The sequence below is a fragment of the Agromyces sp. NPDC057865 genome (assembly GCF_042796995.1).
In the GTDB taxonomy this organism is placed as follows: domain Bacteria; phylum Actinomycetota; class Actinomycetes; order Actinomycetales; family Microbacteriaceae; genus Agromyces.
In genome coordinates, this window is sequence record NZ_JBHVMJ010000001.1 from 658,605 (window position 1) to 673,762 (window position 15,158).

11 protein-coding genes are annotated in these 15,158 nt (G+C 73.4%); 4 read left to right on the forward strand and 7 right to left on the reverse strand.

Features of this window, described 5'->3' with window-relative positions:
- Positions 1-33: 33 nt before the first annotated feature.
- Positions 34-1,908 (reverse strand): gamma-glutamyltransferase, encoded by a 1,875-nt coding sequence (gene ggt / locus ACFVN5_RS03055; RefSeq protein ID WP_376953152.1) that lies wholly within the window; start codon positions 1,906-1,908, stop codon positions 34-36.
- Positions 1,909-2,080: 172 nt separating this feature from the next.
- Here ggt and ACFVN5_RS03060 point away from each other — a divergent pair, with 172 nt between their 5' ends.
- From ACFVN5_RS03060 to ACFVN5_RS03070, 3 genes are all read left to right on the forward strand, one after another.
- Entirely contained in the window at positions 2,081-3,394 is a 1,314-nt protein-coding gene (locus ACFVN5_RS03060; RefSeq protein WP_376953153.1) for an outer membrane lipoprotein carrier protein LolA, read from the forward strand.
- 11 nt (positions 3,395-3,405) lie between these two features.
- Complete coding sequence (locus tag ACFVN5_RS03065) at positions 3,406-4,401, forward strand: ABC transporter ATP-binding protein (RefSeq protein WP_376953154.1); 996 nt, start codon at positions 3,406-3,408, stop codon at positions 4,399-4,401.
- A 97-nt stretch (positions 4,402-4,498) separates the two neighbouring features.
- Positions 4,499-5,335: an ABC transporter permease gene (locus tag ACFVN5_RS03070; RefSeq protein WP_376954300.1), complete on the forward strand. Its 837-nt coding sequence runs from the start codon at positions 4,499-4,501 to the stop codon at positions 5,333-5,335.
- Here ACFVN5_RS03070 and ACFVN5_RS03075 read toward each other — a convergent pair.
- The 5 genes from ACFVN5_RS03075 to cofD all read right to left on the reverse strand — a co-directional run bounded on the left by ACFVN5_RS03075 (position 5,313) and on the right by cofD (position 10,097).
- Positions 5,313-5,822 (reverse strand): hypothetical protein, encoded by a 510-nt coding sequence (locus ACFVN5_RS03075; RefSeq protein WP_376953155.1) that lies wholly within the window; start codon positions 5,820-5,822, stop codon positions 5,313-5,315. The two genes, ACFVN5_RS03070 and ACFVN5_RS03075, sit on opposite strands and share 23 nt — an antisense overlap.
- A gap of 10 nt (positions 5,823-5,832) precedes the next feature.
- Positions 5,833-6,678 (reverse strand): ABC transporter ATP-binding protein, encoded by an 846-nt coding sequence (locus ACFVN5_RS03080; protein ID WP_376953156.1) that lies wholly within the window; start codon positions 6,676-6,678, stop codon positions 5,833-5,835.
- A 35-nt stretch (positions 6,679-6,713) separates the two neighbouring features.
- Complete coding sequence (locus ACFVN5_RS03085; protein ID WP_376953157.1) at positions 6,714-7,913, reverse strand: putative F420-0 ABC transporter permease subunit; 1,200 nt, start codon at positions 7,911-7,913, stop codon at positions 6,714-6,716.
- A complete protein-coding gene (locus ACFVN5_RS03090; RefSeq protein WP_376953158.1) occupies positions 7,913-8,941 on the reverse strand; it encodes a putative F420-0 ABC transporter substrate-binding protein in 1,029 nt (342 codons plus the stop codon). Before ACFVN5_RS03090 ends, ACFVN5_RS03085 begins: the two co-directional genes overlap by 1 nt.
- 145 nt (positions 8,942-9,086) lie before the next feature.
- Positions 9,087-10,097, reverse strand: a complete 1,011-nt coding sequence (gene cofD / locus ACFVN5_RS03095) for a 2-phospho-L-lactate transferase (RefSeq protein ID WP_376953159.1) — start codon at positions 10,095-10,097, stop codon at positions 9,087-9,089.
- An 89-nt stretch (positions 10,098-10,186) separates the two neighbouring features.
- On the opposite strand from cofD, the gene ACFVN5_RS03100 reads away from it, so the two are divergent.
- Positions 10,187-12,271, forward strand: coding sequence for an elongation factor G (locus ACFVN5_RS03100; protein ID WP_376954301.1), 2,085 nt, complete (start codon positions 10,187-10,189; stop codon positions 12,269-12,271).
- A 75-nt stretch (positions 12,272-12,346) separates the two neighbouring features.
- Here ACFVN5_RS03100 and ACFVN5_RS03105 read toward each other — a convergent pair whose 3' ends face one another.
- Positions 12,347-14,944, reverse strand: coding sequence for a M64 family metallopeptidase (locus ACFVN5_RS03105; protein ID WP_376953160.1), 2,598 nt, complete (start codon positions 14,942-14,944; stop codon positions 12,347-12,349).
- Positions 14,945-15,158 lie beyond the last annotated feature (214 nt).

Genomic DNA, 15,158 nt, shown 5'->3' on the forward strand with positions numbered 1-15,158 from the left:
GGGTGTCCCGGCCCCCGCCCCGGTCTCGGGGCGTCAGCCGGCGGGCTTCACCACCAGCGCCGTGCCGCCGCCGCGCCGCACCGGCTCGGCGACCGCGGTGAGCAGGCCGTCGGCGCCGACCTCGATCGCCGCAGCCGCGCCGATCTCCGCTGCCAACGGACTCGGGTTCGTGCCCTGTACCGGCACGAGCACCTGGCCGAACGGTGCGAGGTCGTCGGCGTAGGCCGCGATGAAGGCCGGTTCCGCCGGGGTGGTGGCGGCGTTCCGCTGCGAGGCGCGCGGCGCCGCGACCGCCTCGGGCAGGGTCATGCCGAGGTCCAAGCGGTTCAGCAGGATCTGCACGACCGTCGTGATGATCGTGGCGCCGCCGGGCGAGCCGAGCACGTACCGCACCTCGCCATCGTCGAGCACGATGGTCGGCGACATCGACGAGCGCGGGCGCTTGCCGGGCGCGGGCGTGTTCGGGTCGCCCACGAAGGTGGGCGTGAAGTTGAAGTCGGTCATCTCGTTGTTGAGCAGGAAGCCGCGCCCGGGAACGGTGATGCCCGATCCGCCGGTCTGCTCGATGGTGAGGGTGTAGGCCACCGCGTTGCCCCAGCGGTCCACGACCGAGAGGTGCGTGGTCGAGACGCCCTGGCCGTCGGACGCTGCGGCGGCGGCCGCCTCGCAGCCGGTGGCCGCGGGGTCGCCCGGTGCGACGGGCTTCGGGCGCGCCTGCGCCGGGTCGATGAGGCAGGCGCGGGAGTCGGCGAACTCCTGGCTGAGCAGCGTCTCGGTGGGCACGTCGACGAACGCGGGGTCGCCGACGTAGCGATTGCGGTCGGCGAACGCATGGGCGGTGGCCTCGAAGTAGAGGTGGAGCGCCTGGGCCTGGTCGTCGGCCGAGAGGTCGAAGTCCTCGAGGATGTTCAGGGACTCTCCCACCGTCGTGCCGCCCGACGACGACGGCGCCATGCCGTAGACGTCGAGGCCGTGGTACTCCACATGGGTGGGGGCCTGCTCGAGCACCTCGTAGGCGGCGATATCCTCCGCCGTGATCACGCCGGGAGGCGGGTTGATCGTCGCGTCGGATGCGAGCGGAGGCCGTTGCGCGACGTCGGCGATCTCCTCGGCGAGCGGGCCGTCGTAGAACACGTCGGTGCCGCGCTGCGCGATGAGCTTCAGCGTCTGCGCCAGGTCGTGGTTCTTGAACGTCGAGCCGACCTTCGGCGCATCGCCGCCCGGGAGGAAGAGCGCGGCCGTGTCGGGGAACTGCGCGAACCGGGCGGCGTTGTCGAGGGTCTGCTGCCGGAATGTCTGGTCGACCGTGAAGCCGCGGTTCGCCAACACGATCGCGGGCTGCAGCGCCTCACGCAGGGAGTCGGTGCCGAAGCGGTCGAGTGCGGTCTCCCAGGTCGCGAGCGTGCCGGGCACGCCGACCGAGAGGCCGGAGGAGACGGCGCGGGCGAAGGCGTACGGCTGGCCCGTGGCCGGGTCGATGAACGCGTTCGGGCCCATGCCGTCGGGCGCCGTCTCGCGTCCGTCGATCGTGGTCACCTCGCCCGACGCCGCGTCGAAGTACACGAAGTACCCGCCGCCGCCGATGCCCGAGCTGTAGGGCTCGGTGACGCCGAGCGCGGCCGCCGTCGCGACCGCGGCATCCGCGGCGTTGCCGCCGGCGCGCAGCACCTGGAGGCCGATGTTGCTCGCCTCGGCGTCGACCGACGAGACCGCGCCGCCGTAGCCCGTCGAGGTCGACGGCGCTGCGGGCGCGGGCCGCCCGGTCGCGACCGCGCCCGCTGGAGCGGCGGCCGGCGCGGCCGGCACGGCGGATGCCGGCGCGCCTGCGGCGAGGATGCCGAGCGAGGTGGCCGCCGCGAGGGCGATGCCCGCGTGGCGAAGTGAACGGCGACGATCGACGGTGACCATAAGCGTACCCCCCGAACTGGTGACACACGACAGTGCCCCTCACCGTAGACCCCGGGCACGCCGTGAGGCAATGGGTTGCCCCGGATGCGTCGTCGGCTCGGGCGCGATCGTCGATCCTGAGCGTTCGCCGCCGACCGGGTGCGGATGTCGCGGGAAGGCGTAGCCTGAGGGCATGCGCCCCCGCGACACCGGGGCGTCCCGCAGGTTCGCCCGCTGGATCCCAGCCATCGCCGCGCCGATCGTGATCGGCGCCGCCGTCGTGCTCGTGCCGTTGCAGGCGAACGCCGCCGTCGATCTCCCCGACCTGACGCCGAAGGAGCTGCTCGAGCTCGCCTCGTCGAGCGACGTCGAGGCGATGTCGGGCACGGTCGAGCAGACGTCCGAGCTGGGGCTCCCCGATCTCTCGGGCCTGACCGGCGGCATGGGCGGTCCCGCCTCGGCCACGCCCGGCGCCGAGGGCTCGGACGGCGGCGAGGACGGCGACGCGGCATCCGGTGCCGGCATCGACGAGCTGCTCTCCCTCATCACGGGGGACCACACCGCCAAGGTCTACGTCGACGGATCGCACGCGCGCCTGCAGGTGCTCGACCGCCTCGGCGAGCGCGACGTCTACGTCGCGAAGGGCGAGGGCGTGTGGCTCTGGGACTCGCGCGAGCAGTCGGCCACGCACGTGACGGTCGACCAGGCGGCGCTCGACGCGCTGAAAGCTGAGGCCGAGTCGCACGCCGACGAGGTGCGCGCGAAGCTCGAGGCGGAGGTCGGCACGCTGCCGACGCCCGAGGAAGTGCTCGACCAGGCCCTCGCGAGACTCGACGAGACGACCGACGTCTCGGTCGGCACCGACGGCCGCGTGGCCGGACGCGACGCGTACGAGCTGGTGCTCGTTCCGCGCGACGACGCCACGCTCGTCGGCGAGGTGTCGGTCGCGATCGACGCCGACACGGGCGTCGCGCTCGCGGCATCCGTCACCGCGGCGGGCGCCGAGAAGCCCGCATTCAGCGTGGCCTTCACCGACGTGTCGTTCGCGGCGCCCGATGCCTCGGTGTTCGCGTTCACCCCGCCCGACGGTGCGACGGTGACCGAGCACGAGGTGCCGGTGCCGACCGTCGCCGAGGTCGAGCAGTGGAAGGCCGACGCCGAGTCTGGCGCCGCTGGCGAGGCCGAGGGGATGCCGCGGCCGGTCGTGCACGGCTCGGGCTGGTCGACGGTCGTCGAGCTGCCCGCCGACGCTGCGGGTGCGTCGATGCTCGAGGGCAGCGCGTCCGGTGACGCCGCCGACTCCGGCACCGGGGCAGCCGAGGGCGCCGAGGGCGCCGAGGGCTTCGCCGACGCCTCGACACTGCTCGACTCGATCACCCAGCGCGTCGCGGGCGGACGCATCATCTCGACCTCGCTTGCGACCGTGCTGATCACCGACGACGGCCGCGTCTTCGGCGGAGCCGTGACCCCCGAGCACCTGCTCGCCGTCGCCTCGAGCGCCGGCTGACGGGCCGCAGCGTGGCCGCGCCGACGTCCGAGCTCGCCATCGAGACGCACGGCCTCACCAAGCGCTTCCGCTCGCAGGTGGCCGTCGACGGCATCGACCTGGCGGTGCCGCGCGGCTCGGTGTTCGGCTTCCTGGGTCCGAACGGCTCGGGCAAGACAACCACGATCCGGATGCTGCTCGGCCTCGTCGCGCCGAACGCGGGCGACGCGCGCGTGCTGGGCGCCGCCATGCCTCGCCACGTCGACTCGGTGCTGCCGCGGGTCGGGGCGCTGGTCGAGGGACCCGCGTTCTCGCCGTACCTGTCGGGGGCGGCGAACCTGCGCCGGTTCGACGCGGCCGACCGGCACGCACCGCGGCGCAGCCGGGACCACCGCGTGGCCGAGGCGCTCGACCGCGTCGGCCTCTCGCACGCCGCGCGCAAGCGGGTGCACGCGTACTCGCTCGGGATGAAGCAGCGCCTCGGCATCGCGAACGCGCTGCTCATGCGGCGCGAGCTGCTCGTGCTCGACGAGCCGACGAACGGACTCGACCCGCAGGGCACGCGCGAGGTGCGCGCGCTCATCCGCTCGTTCGCCGACGACGGCACGACGGTGTTCGTGTCGAGCCACCTGCTCGCCGAGGTCGAGCAGGTCTGCACGCACGTCGGCGTGATGAGCGCGGGCCGGCTCGTCGCGCAGGGGACGCTCGACGACTTCCGCGACGAGGGCGAGGCCCGGGTGCGGGTGCGCACGGCCGACGTGGCGGCGGCCCGCGAGGTCCTGGCACGGGTGTTGGGCGAGGGGGCGGTCGACGCCGAGGTCGACGGGCGGGCCGATACCGACGTCGCGGCCGACACCGGGGCCGCGGCCGGCGCCGTGACCGCGCGGCTCGGCGGCACCGCGCCCGAGGCGGTCGTCGCTGCGCTCGTGGGCGCCGGCGTGCGGGTGCGCGGCTTCGAGACCGTGCACGCGAGCCTCGAGCAGCGGTTCGTGGAGCTCACGGGGGAGGGGTTCGACGTTGTCCAGTGAGGCGGAGGCGGCGGCCGGCGCATCCGTCGAGCGGGCCGAGGAGCGCGTCGCCGCGGCATCCGCTCGACCGGCTCAGGACACCGCCGTCGACGCCGAAGTGCGCGCCCGGCGCCCGGGCGGCGGCACCGTCTGGCTGCTCGGCTCCGAGCTGCTCACGCTCTTCCGTCGGCTGCGCACCTGGGCGATGCTCGCGGCGCTCGCGGCCATCCCGGTGCTCATCGGCGTGGCGCTCATCCTCGCCGGCCCGGCGCCGAACGGTCGCGGCCCGGCGTTCCTCAGCGAGATCACGAACAACGGGCTGTTCGTCGGCATGACCTCCCTCATCGTGGCGATCCCCCTGTTCCTGCCGCTCACGATCGGCGTCGTGTCGGGCGACACGATCGCCGGCGAGGCGAGCCACGGCACCCTGCGGTACCTGCTCATCGCGCCGGCCGGGCGCGTGCGGCTGCTGCTCGTGAAGTACCTCGCCGCCGCCGCGTTCTGCGCGGCCGCGACCTTGACCGTGGTGGTCGTCGGGACGCTCGTCGGCTGGCTGCTGTTCCCGATCGGGCCCGTGACGCTGCTCTCGGGCGCGACGGTGACCGTCGGCGAGGCCCTGGTGCGCTTCCTCGCGATCGCCGCCTACGTCACGGTCTCGCTGCTCGGCATGTCCGCGATCGGGCTCTTCCTCTCCACCCTCACGACCGTGCCCGTCGGCGCCATGGCGGCCACGGCGATCCTCGCGGTGGTGTCGCAGATCCTCGACGTGCTGCCGCAGCTGGAGTGGCTGCATCCGTGGCTGTTCACGCACTACTGGCTGGGCTTCGCCGACCTGCTCCGCGAGCCCATGGTGTGGGATTCGTTCGTCGACAACGCCCTGCTCCAGGCGGGCTACCTCGTCGTGTTCGGGGCACTCGCCGTCGGGCGGTTCCTCACGAAGGACGTGCTGTCGTAGCCTCCCGGCGCTCGCCGAAGCTCGGCGGGAGCTTGCAGTAGTCGTAGAAGTACCGCATCGGCCGGGACTCGTCGGTGTCGTCGACGATGACGTTCGCGCCCGAGTGCGGAAGTTCCTCGCCGACGAGCGTCCAGATCGAGAAGTGCCAGATGCCGCGCACCGAGTCGTTCAGCAGGCGCATGCCGTCGACGACGAGCACGGTGTCGGCGCCCTCGGCACCCTCGAGCGTGCCTGCCCGGAAGGGCTCGATCGTCTCGCGCCGCAGCGTCGGCTCGTCGACCTCGCCCAGCGAGCGGCGCACCACCACCTGCCCGCGCGCCGAGAGCACGCCGGCCAGGTCGTCGGCGAAGCGTGCCGCCGGCCCCGTCGTCGCTCCCTCGACCGCGACGAGCCGTCGGCCCGCCCACGAGTTGTGGAGGAACTCGTCGGCGATCCAGTCGAGCAGCAGCTGCCGGTCGGTCACCTCGTTCATGGCGTCGGTGTCCATGCGGTCAAGGCTACGCCCGAGCGGATGCCCCGTGCCGGTCGGATGCCGCGGCCGCACTTCCGGCGACCTCCGAGTACGCGATGAGCGGGCGCCCGGTCGCCGGGTGCTGGAGCACGGTCGCCTCCACGCTCCAGACGTCGCGGATGAGAGCGGGCGTGAGCACCGCGCCAGGGGCGCCCGCCGCGCGCACGCGGCCCTCGGCCAGCACGACGACGTGGTCGGCGTAGCCCGCCGCGAGCGAGAGGTCGTGCAGGGCCGCGAGCACCGTGAGCCCGTCGCGCGCCAGCGAGCGCAGGAGCCCGAGCGTCGTGAGCTGCGCGTGCACGTCGAGGTGGTTCGTCGGCTCGTCGAGCAGCAGGAGCTCGGGCTCCTGCGCGATGGCGCGGGCCAGGTTCACGCGCTGGCGCTCGCCGCCCGAGAGCGTGGCGTAGTCGCGGTCGGCCAGTCCCACGAGTCCGAGGTCGTCGAGGGTCCGGCGCACGACGGCCCGGTCGCGGTCGTCGGGGCCGGCGAACGCGCCGAGGTAGGGGGTGCGGCCGAGCGCGACGACCTCCGCGACCCGGAGGCCCGGGGCATCCTGCACCTCCTGCTCGGCGAGGGCGACCAGCCGGGCACGATCGCGACGCCGCAGCGCGGCGAGGTCGCGGTCGCCGAGGCGCGCTGCGCCGGCATCCGCGTGCTCGACCCCCGCGATGAGGTGCAGCAGCGTGCTCTTGCCCGCGCCATTGGGGCCGAGCAGTGCGCCGACCGACCCGCCCGGCACGGTGCAGTCGACGTCGTCGATGATGAGCCGGCGTCCGCGCGTGAAGCGCACGCGGTCGGCGTGCAGCTCGCGGCGGTCCGCCGGATCGGTCATGCCGGCCTCCGGTCGCGACGGATCATGCGGGGCGATCATGCCAGCCTCCGGTTGCGGAGCATGAGCACGGCGAAGACCGGCCCGCCGATGAGGGCGGTGAGGATGCCGACCGGCAGCTCGCGCGGATCGAAGACCGTGCGAGCGCCCGTGTCCGCCCAGACGAGGAAGATCGCGCCGGCGAGCGCCGAGAGCGGGAGGAGCGCGCGATGCCGCGAGCCGACGAGGAACCGCACGGCGTGCGGGAGGATCAGCCCGACGAATCCGATCGCCCCGCTCACCGCGACGAGCGCGCCCGTGAGCAGTGCGGTGCCGCCGAGCAGCAGCGCCCTGCTGCGGCCGACGTGCACGCCGAGGGCGGCCGCCGCCGTGTCGCCGAACGCGAACGCGTCGAGCGTGCGGGCGCTCGCGATGAGCGGGAGGCCGACGAGGAGCATCGCACCGCCGGCGATCGCGACCGAGGTCCAGTCGGTGCCGGCGAGCGAGCCGAGCAGCCAGTTGAGGATCTCGCGATAGCTGTCGCCCGTGGCGCTCCAGAAGATGACGAGGCTTGTGACGGCGCCGAAGACGGCCGACACGGCGAGGCCCGCGAGCACGGTGCGCGTCGGGGTGAGGGAGCCGCCGCCGCTGCCAGCCCTGCCGCCTGCTCCTGCGCCCCAGCCCGCTCCCGCGAGTGCGAGGGTCGCGACGAGCGCGACGAGGGCGCCGCCGAAGGCCGCGAGCGGCAGCACGAGCCCGATGCCGAGCACGATGACGAGCACCGCGCCCACCGACGCGCCCGACGAGAGGCCGAGCAGGTACGGGTCGGCGAGCGGGTTGCGCGTCAGGGCCTGCATGACCGCGCCGCAGAGGGCGAGGCCGGCGCCGACCGCCGCGGCCGTGAGCACCCGCGGCATCCGCAGCTGCCACACGATGCCGTCGCGCAGCGGCGACAGCGTCGGCTCGCCGATGCCGAGGTGCGCGAGCACGCTCGCCCAGACGTCGGCGGGGCTGAGCCCGGCCGGCCCGATGGTGACGGCGACGACGACGGATGCCGCAAGCAGCACGCCGAGCGCCGCCGCCCACGCGCCCGTGCGGAGTCCGGTGCGGGTGCGGCGCGGGCCGCCCTCGCCGGGTCCCGGACGGTGGATCGAGGCCGAGGGCCGGGCGGGCCATGCGGCCGACCCGGATTCCGTGGGGGGAGCGGTCTCCGGGACGCGGAGCGCGTCCGCGGCCCGACCCTCGGCGGTCCGTGGCATCAGTAGCCCAGCTCTCCGAGCTGTTCGACGAGCGACGCGACCGCGCCGACGTTGCGCACGCCGGCCTCGGTCGACGGGAAGTCCACGACGAGGTACTTCCGCTGCTGCACGGCGGGCAGCGCGGCCGTGGCCGCGTTCGCCTCGAGCTTCGCGATCTTCGACGCGGCGGTGTTCCACGGGGCGTCCACGAGCACGATCACGTCGGGGTTCGCGGCGACGATCGCCTCCCAGCCCATCGACGTCCAGGAGTCGTGCACGTCGGCGGCCACGTTGGTGAGGCCCGCGGCATCCATGATCATCTGCGGCGCGCCGATGCCGGCGCCGACGTAGGGGATGTCGTCGCCCGAGCTGTACCAGAGCGCCCGGAGGTCGTCGTCGCTCGGCTCGATCGCGTCGAGCGCGGCCCGCTGGTCGGCCACGAGGTCGGCCGCGGCGTCCGGCGCGCCGAACACGGCGCCCGCCTGCTCGAAGTCGGCGAAGACGCCGTCGAAGCTCAGCGGGTCGGGCATGTAGCCCGCCTCCTTGCACGCGGCGGGCGCGACGTAGGTCGCGACGCCGAGCTGCTGCAGCGTCGCCCGGTCGCCGGCGCCCTCGGCGGTGAGGTTCGATTCCCAGCCTGCGAACACGAGGTCGGGCTCGGCGGCGAGCGTCACCTCCTGCGAGGGCACCTTGTCGGAGAGGACGTCGATGCCCGAGGCCGCGGCGGCGTACTCGTCGGGCACCGGCCCGTCGCTGAAGGCGGTGCCGACGATGCGGTCCTCGAGGCCGAGCGCGAGCAGCAGCTCCGCGGTCGACGACTTGATGGCGACGATGCGCTCAGGGGCCGACTGGAGGGTGACCTCGGTGCCGCAGTTGTCGATGGTGAGCGGGTAGCCGGATGCCGCGGCATCCGTGGCGGCGTCGCCCCCCTCACCGCCGGTGGAGGCGGCGCCGGCCGCGCAGCCGGCGAGCAGGACCGCCGCGAGGGGAACGAGGACGAGTGGCGCCGTGCGGGCGAACCGCCGCACGCGGGACGAGGATACGGGCATGGAGTCTCCGGGACGCAGGCAAGTGTGATTCCGACGAGGTCGGCGACTCGCGGCCCAATCCCGGGCTGCACGCATCGGTCAGATCCAGACCGAGGGGTCGTCGTCATTCTACTGCCGTCGTCGGACGTGGCGCACGCCCGTGCGATCAGGACTCGCGGATCCGCGTGGCGAGGTCGAGCGCGGCGCCGGCGAGGGCGGCCGAGGTGTCGAGGTCGCGCATCCAGAGGGGCACGGATGCCGCGACGAGCCCGGTGCCGGCGAGCGCGTCGACCGCGGCGGCATCCGACTCGTCGACGAGCCAGCCGTCGAGCAGGCCGCCCGCGCTGCGCGCGCCGTAGTGGCGGCCGACCGCCTCGGCCGTGGTGGCGACGCCGATCGCCGGCAGGCAGGCGTCGGCCATGCCGCGCACGACCTTGCCGCCGATGATCGGCGAGACGCCGACGACGGGCGCATGCGTCTCGGCGATCGCCTCGCGGATGCCCGGGATCGAGACGATCGTGCCGATGGACACGACCGGGTTCGACGGCGCGACGAGCACGAGGTCGGCACCGAGGATCGCCTCGACCACGCCGTGGGCCGGCCGCGCGACGTCGAGGTTCCGCTGGCGGAACGCGATGGCGGGCAGGCTCGCGCGGTACCGTGTCCACCACTCCTGGAAATGCAGCTCGCGCTCGCCGTCGATCTCGTCGGGGTCGGCCACGAGCACGTGCGTGTCGACCTCGGTGTCGGTCGCCGGCACCAGGTGCACGCCGAGGGGCCAGCGCAGTTGCAGGCGCTCGGTCACCTCGGACACCGTGCGTCCCTCGCGCAGCCACGCGGTGCGGGCCAGGTGCGTGCCGAGGTCGAGGTCGCCGAGCGTGAACCACGGCCAGCCGACGCCCCATTCGCGCAACTCGGCGGCGACGCGCTCGGTCTCCCCCGCGCGGCCCCATCCTCGTTCGGCGTCGTTCACGCCCGCGAGCGCGTAGAGCAGCGAGTCGAAGTCGGGCATGAGCCGAACGCCGGCGAGCCACAGGTCGTCGCCGGTGTTCACGACGACGTCGACGACGGCGTCGCTCCCGCCGCTCGCGTCGGGCCACCGCCGTCGGACCTCCTCGCGCACGCCGCGCACGTAGCGCGCGCCTCCGACCCCGCCCGCGAGCACCGTGATCCGCACGGATCCAGCCTAGGTGGGCCGACCACTGGAAATCCCGGGCCGACGGGTACACGATGGACGGACAGATCCGCACCGGCGCGGGAGGCCCCATGAACTCGGCATCGACCCCGACCCACCGGACCATCGCCCTCGTGGGCGGGGCAGGCTCGGGAAAGACCACACTGGCGGAAGCCCTGCTGTTCCGGGCGGGCGCCATCGGCAGAGCAGGCACGGTGGAGCAGGGGAACACCGTCTGCGACCACGAGCCCGAGGAGATCGCGCGAGGCACGACCCTCGGGCTCTCGCTTGCCCACTTCGACTGGACCGGCCCCGACGGCACGGCGCACGCGGTCACGCTCGCCGACACCCCGGGGCATCCCGACTTCGTCGGCGGCGTCGACACGGCGCTCGCGGTGGCGGATGTCGCGCTCATCGTCGTGAGCGCGGTCGACGGCGTCACGGCGGGAACGAGGTTCGCCTGGTCGGCGGCCGAGGCCGCGGGCGTGCCGCGCATCGTGGTCGTGACGCAGGAGGACAAGGCGCGGGCGGACTTCCGCCGCGTGCTCGGCGAGCTGCACGCGGCGTTCGGCGACCGGCTCTGGGCGCTCGAGCTGCCGCTGGGCGAGGAGCAGGCGTTCCGGGCGATCGCCGACGTGCTGAGCGAGCACGCCCTGGTCTACGACGACTCGGGCCGCCATCACGACGAGCCCATGCCGCCCGAGGCGGAGGCAGAGGAGCACCGGATGCACCTCGAGGTGACCGAGGAGATCGTCTCGCACGACGACGAGCAGCTCGAGGCCTACCTCGACGGCAAGGAGCCTCCGGTCGAGGACCTCGAGCGGACGCTCGCCACGGAGGTCGCGAGCGGCGAGGCGGTGCCCGTGGTCGTGGCATCCGGCGTCACCGGCACGGGCGTCGACCGACTGGCCGACCTGCTCTGCGCGCTCTCGCCGTCGGCGCTCGACCACGACGGCCGCATCACGATCGGCGGCTCGATGGCCGGCGACGACGCCGCCGCGGACGCGGGCACCGAGCACCGCGTGGCGACGAGCGCGGGCGGCGAGACGCTCGTGCACGTGTTCCGCACGGTCGCCGACCCGTTCGTCGGGCAGATCTCGATGCTCAAGGTCCTCTCGGGTGTGCTGCGCACGGGCGACAAGCTCCACAACGCCACGACCGGCGCCGACGAGCGCATCCACGGGCTGTTCCGCCTGCGGGGCGCCGAGCACCTGCCCGTCGGCGAGCTCCGTGCCGGCGAGGTCGGTGCGGTCGCGAAGCTCACGGGCTCGCCGTCGGGCTCGCTGCTCTGGGCTCGCTCGAGCGGCACCGCACGACCCGCGAAGCTGCCGCTGCGCGCCCCGGTGTTCGCGGTGAGCCTCACGCCCAACTCGCAGTCCGACGACGAGAAGCTGTCGACCGCACTCGGCCGGCTGCTCGCCGAGGACCCGACCCTCGTGGTCGACCGCGCCGGCGGCCAGACGATCCTGCGCGGGCTCGGCGACACGCACGTCGCGGTCGCGGTCGAGCGCCTCGCGCGCATCTTCGGCGTGAACGTCACCACCGGCCCGGCCCCGGTCGCCTACCGCGAGACGATCGCCGGATCGGCGGATGCCGAGGGCAAGCTCAAGAAGCAGTCGGGCGGGCACGGCCAGTTCGCGGTCGTGCAGTTGCGGGTCTCCCCGCTTCCTCCGGGCGACGGCTTCGAGTTCGTCGACAAGGTCGTCGGCGGCTCCGTGCCCCGCGCGTACATCCCGGCCGTGGAGAAGGGCGCCCGCGACGCCCTCGCGCAGGGCGGGCCGCAGGGGCATCCGGTCGTCGACGTCAGGGTCGAGCTGTACGACGGCAAGTCGCACTCGGTCGACTCGTCGGAGATGGCGTTCCGCACGGCCGCCGCGATGGGCGTGAAGGCGGCGCTCGCCGAGGCGGGCACCGTCGTGCTCGAGCCGGTGTCGCTCGTGACGGTCACGGTGCCGTCCGACCTGCAGGGCACGGTGCTCACCGACCTCTCCGGACGGCGCGGCCGCGTCAGTGCGACCGAGTCCGCCGAGGACGGACGCGCCCGCGTCGTGGCCACCGTGCCCGAGGCCGAGCTCGCACGCTACGTGCTCGACCTGCGGTCGATGACGGGCGGCCAGGCCGAGCTCACCATCACGCCCGACCGCTACGCGAAGGCGCCGAGCACCGCGAAGGCCTGACGAGCGCGAGCGGATGCCGCGCCCGGACGCACGACAGCGGGGCGGCGCATCGCGCGCCGCCCCGCTGCCGTCGTGTCAGAGCGCCGAGCAGTCGCCGCTCTTGGCACCCTTCACCGAGTTCGCCGCGCCGAAGTCCGACAGCGCCGCGCTGTTGCCCGTGCAGACGAGGTCGCCCGTCACGGAGTTGCCGACGAACACCGGACCGTACGCGCCCGCGAGCCGCGTGAAGCGCTCGTTCGCGCTCACCTGCGTGTTGCCCGTGAACGTGACGTCACCGGTGAACGACGTGCCGGCGATCGTGACGTCGGTCGTCGTGCCGGTGACCTTCGTCGCGCCGTGGACGGTCGTGCCGAAGAGCTGCACCGCCTTGGCGGCCGAGGCCGTGAGCCCGCCGTTGATCGTCGAGTCCGTGACGACGACCGTGCCGCCGTTGCGGACCGTGATCCCACCGCGCACCGTCGCGTCCGCGACGCAGGTGACGCCGCTCGTCACGGTGATCTTGTTCTGGGCGCCGGTGAGCGTCGTGTCGCACTCGGGCATGCCGCCCGGGAGCACCGTGGTGCGGTAGCTCTCGGACTCGCCGATGTTGCCGGCGGGGTCGATCGCCCGGTGGTCGACGACGTGCGTCCCGAAGCCGGGGATGAACCCGCCTGCGGGGTGCTCGTCGGGCAGCGTCTGCTCGAACGCGGCCTTGGAGAGCCCGCCCGTGCCGAGGTTGCCGTAGGTGAGCGCCTTCACGACGGTGCCCGAGTGACGGAACTCGAACGGACTCTCGGGCATCGGCTGCTCGGGGAACCCGAAGTAGTTGAACCAGCCGTCGTCGTCGAGGCGGAGCTGGCCCACCACAGCGCGCTCGCCCTCGTACCCGGTCGTGTCGTCCTGCGGCTCGAGCCACATGTCCCACCCGTTGAAGTACACGAGGTGCTCGAGGTCGCCACCCGTGAGCTTCACGAGCGGCTCGCTCAGCGTGCGGGGCGCGGTCGGCAGCACGTTGTCGACGGTCCACGTCTGCGAGTCCGACACCGACGGGTCGGCCGGGTCGGTCGCGGTCGCGGTCACCTCGTGCGTGCCGGCCGTGAGGCCGAGCGCGCCGAGGTCGAGCGTGCGCTTGTCGGCGGGGTTCGGCACGACGGTCCCGTCGACGCTCCACGCGACGTCGATCACCCGGTCGGCCGGGTGGTTCGTCTCGACGAAGAGCACCTCGTCGCCGGCGACCGGCTGCACGTCGATCGTCGCGTTGGTGATCTCGGCCTGCGGCGCCGATGCCTGCGCACCGTCGGGACCGACCGTCCACTCGCGCGTCTGCACGAAGCGCGGGCCGTTGAAGCCCGAGTTCGACGCGGTGTTGTTCGTCGACGGGTTGCGCACCCAGTCGATGCCGTCGGGGCCCACCGGGTCGCGCACCTCGAGGTGCACGACGGTGCCCGCGGGCAGGTCGAGCGGCTCGAGGTCGAGGTAGGGGTTGCCGTTCGTCGCGAGCACCTCACCGGATGCCCCGCCCGCGCGCCAGGTGTACTGGAGCTCGTGGAACCGGGGGTGACCCGACTCCGCCCAGAGCACGCTGTCGCCGGGCACGGTGCCCGTGGCGTTCGTGTCGACGTTCATCTGGCCGGCGTTCCGCATGCCGGTGATGCGCGCGACCATGTTCTCGCGGCCGATCTGGTCGAGGTCGAAGCCGATCCAGCGCATCATCGAGTGCTCGCTCGGACGACGCTGGCCGCACGGGTACGTGCCGCCGCCCTCGTGCAGGCCGATGGTGCCGCCCGAGATCGACTCCTCGCCGATCCAGCGGAACCACTTGTGCTGGTCGGCGATCATCTGGTCGGTCGACGTGTAGGTCGTGTGGTGGAAGCTGCTCGGCTCACCACCGGTGTAGCAGGGACGCACGACGTCGCGCGACGAGTACGGGTACTCGTCGGCGAGGGTGCCGAGCGAGTGGCCCAGCTCGTGCAGCGAGATCAGCGGCCCCTGCGGCGAGCCGCCGGAGGTCGTGGCCTGCGTGCCGCCGATGCCGCCGTACGTGAACGTGTTGAAGATCGCGAGCGTCTGCAGGTTCTGCGAGGTGCGCGGGATGCCCAGCACCGGGGCGACGTACGTGTCGAGGATGCGGTTGAGCGCCTGGTTGCCCGTCTCGCACGGGTTCACGCCTGCGGGGTAGTACGGCGCGGCGGCCTGGCAGTTCACGGGTGCGCCGCCGTAGACGGTGCCGCGGGAGAGCGGGTCCGCACAGCCGTTCTGGTAGATCATCCGCAGCGCGGTGTTCTTCTCGTTGATCGGGCCCTCGCGCACGCCGGTGTCGCGGATCGTCCCGTCGGCGTCCCGGATGCGGCCATCGGGGTCGCAGCGCACGCCGTAGTCGATCGACGCCAGCTCGACGGCGTAGACGTTGATGTAATCGCGGTACGTGCGGAACGGCTCCGTGGCCCACAGCACCGAGAGGTTCCGGTCGAGGTCGGCACGGAAGATCGACTGCTGGTCGGCCTGGTATCCGTCGCCCAGCACGATCAGGTTGAGTCGGTCCGTCGCCGGCCCGGTCACCTGGATCGGGACCACGTTCGGCGCGGGCAGCGGCGTCACCTCCTCCGCGTTCGCGGGTGAGGCGATGATCACCCCCGCGATGAGGGTCGCGGCGGCGGCGAACACCGCGGCGACCATGGTTGTCCTGCGTCTCATAGCACCCTTCTCCCGGGCGCCTCGGGCGGCGCCGCTCCGGCACCGCCACAAGCCTCGACGGTGCGACTGGGGGTCGACCGACCGGTCGACCCTTGGCTACATGCCTAGTGATATTTCACGCATTACTCAAGGTTGTGGAACGAAATCGGCGCAGAAACGCGCGGTTCTCGAGGTTTCGACGGCGTGTCGGGCGATGGTCGAGCGAACATGCCGC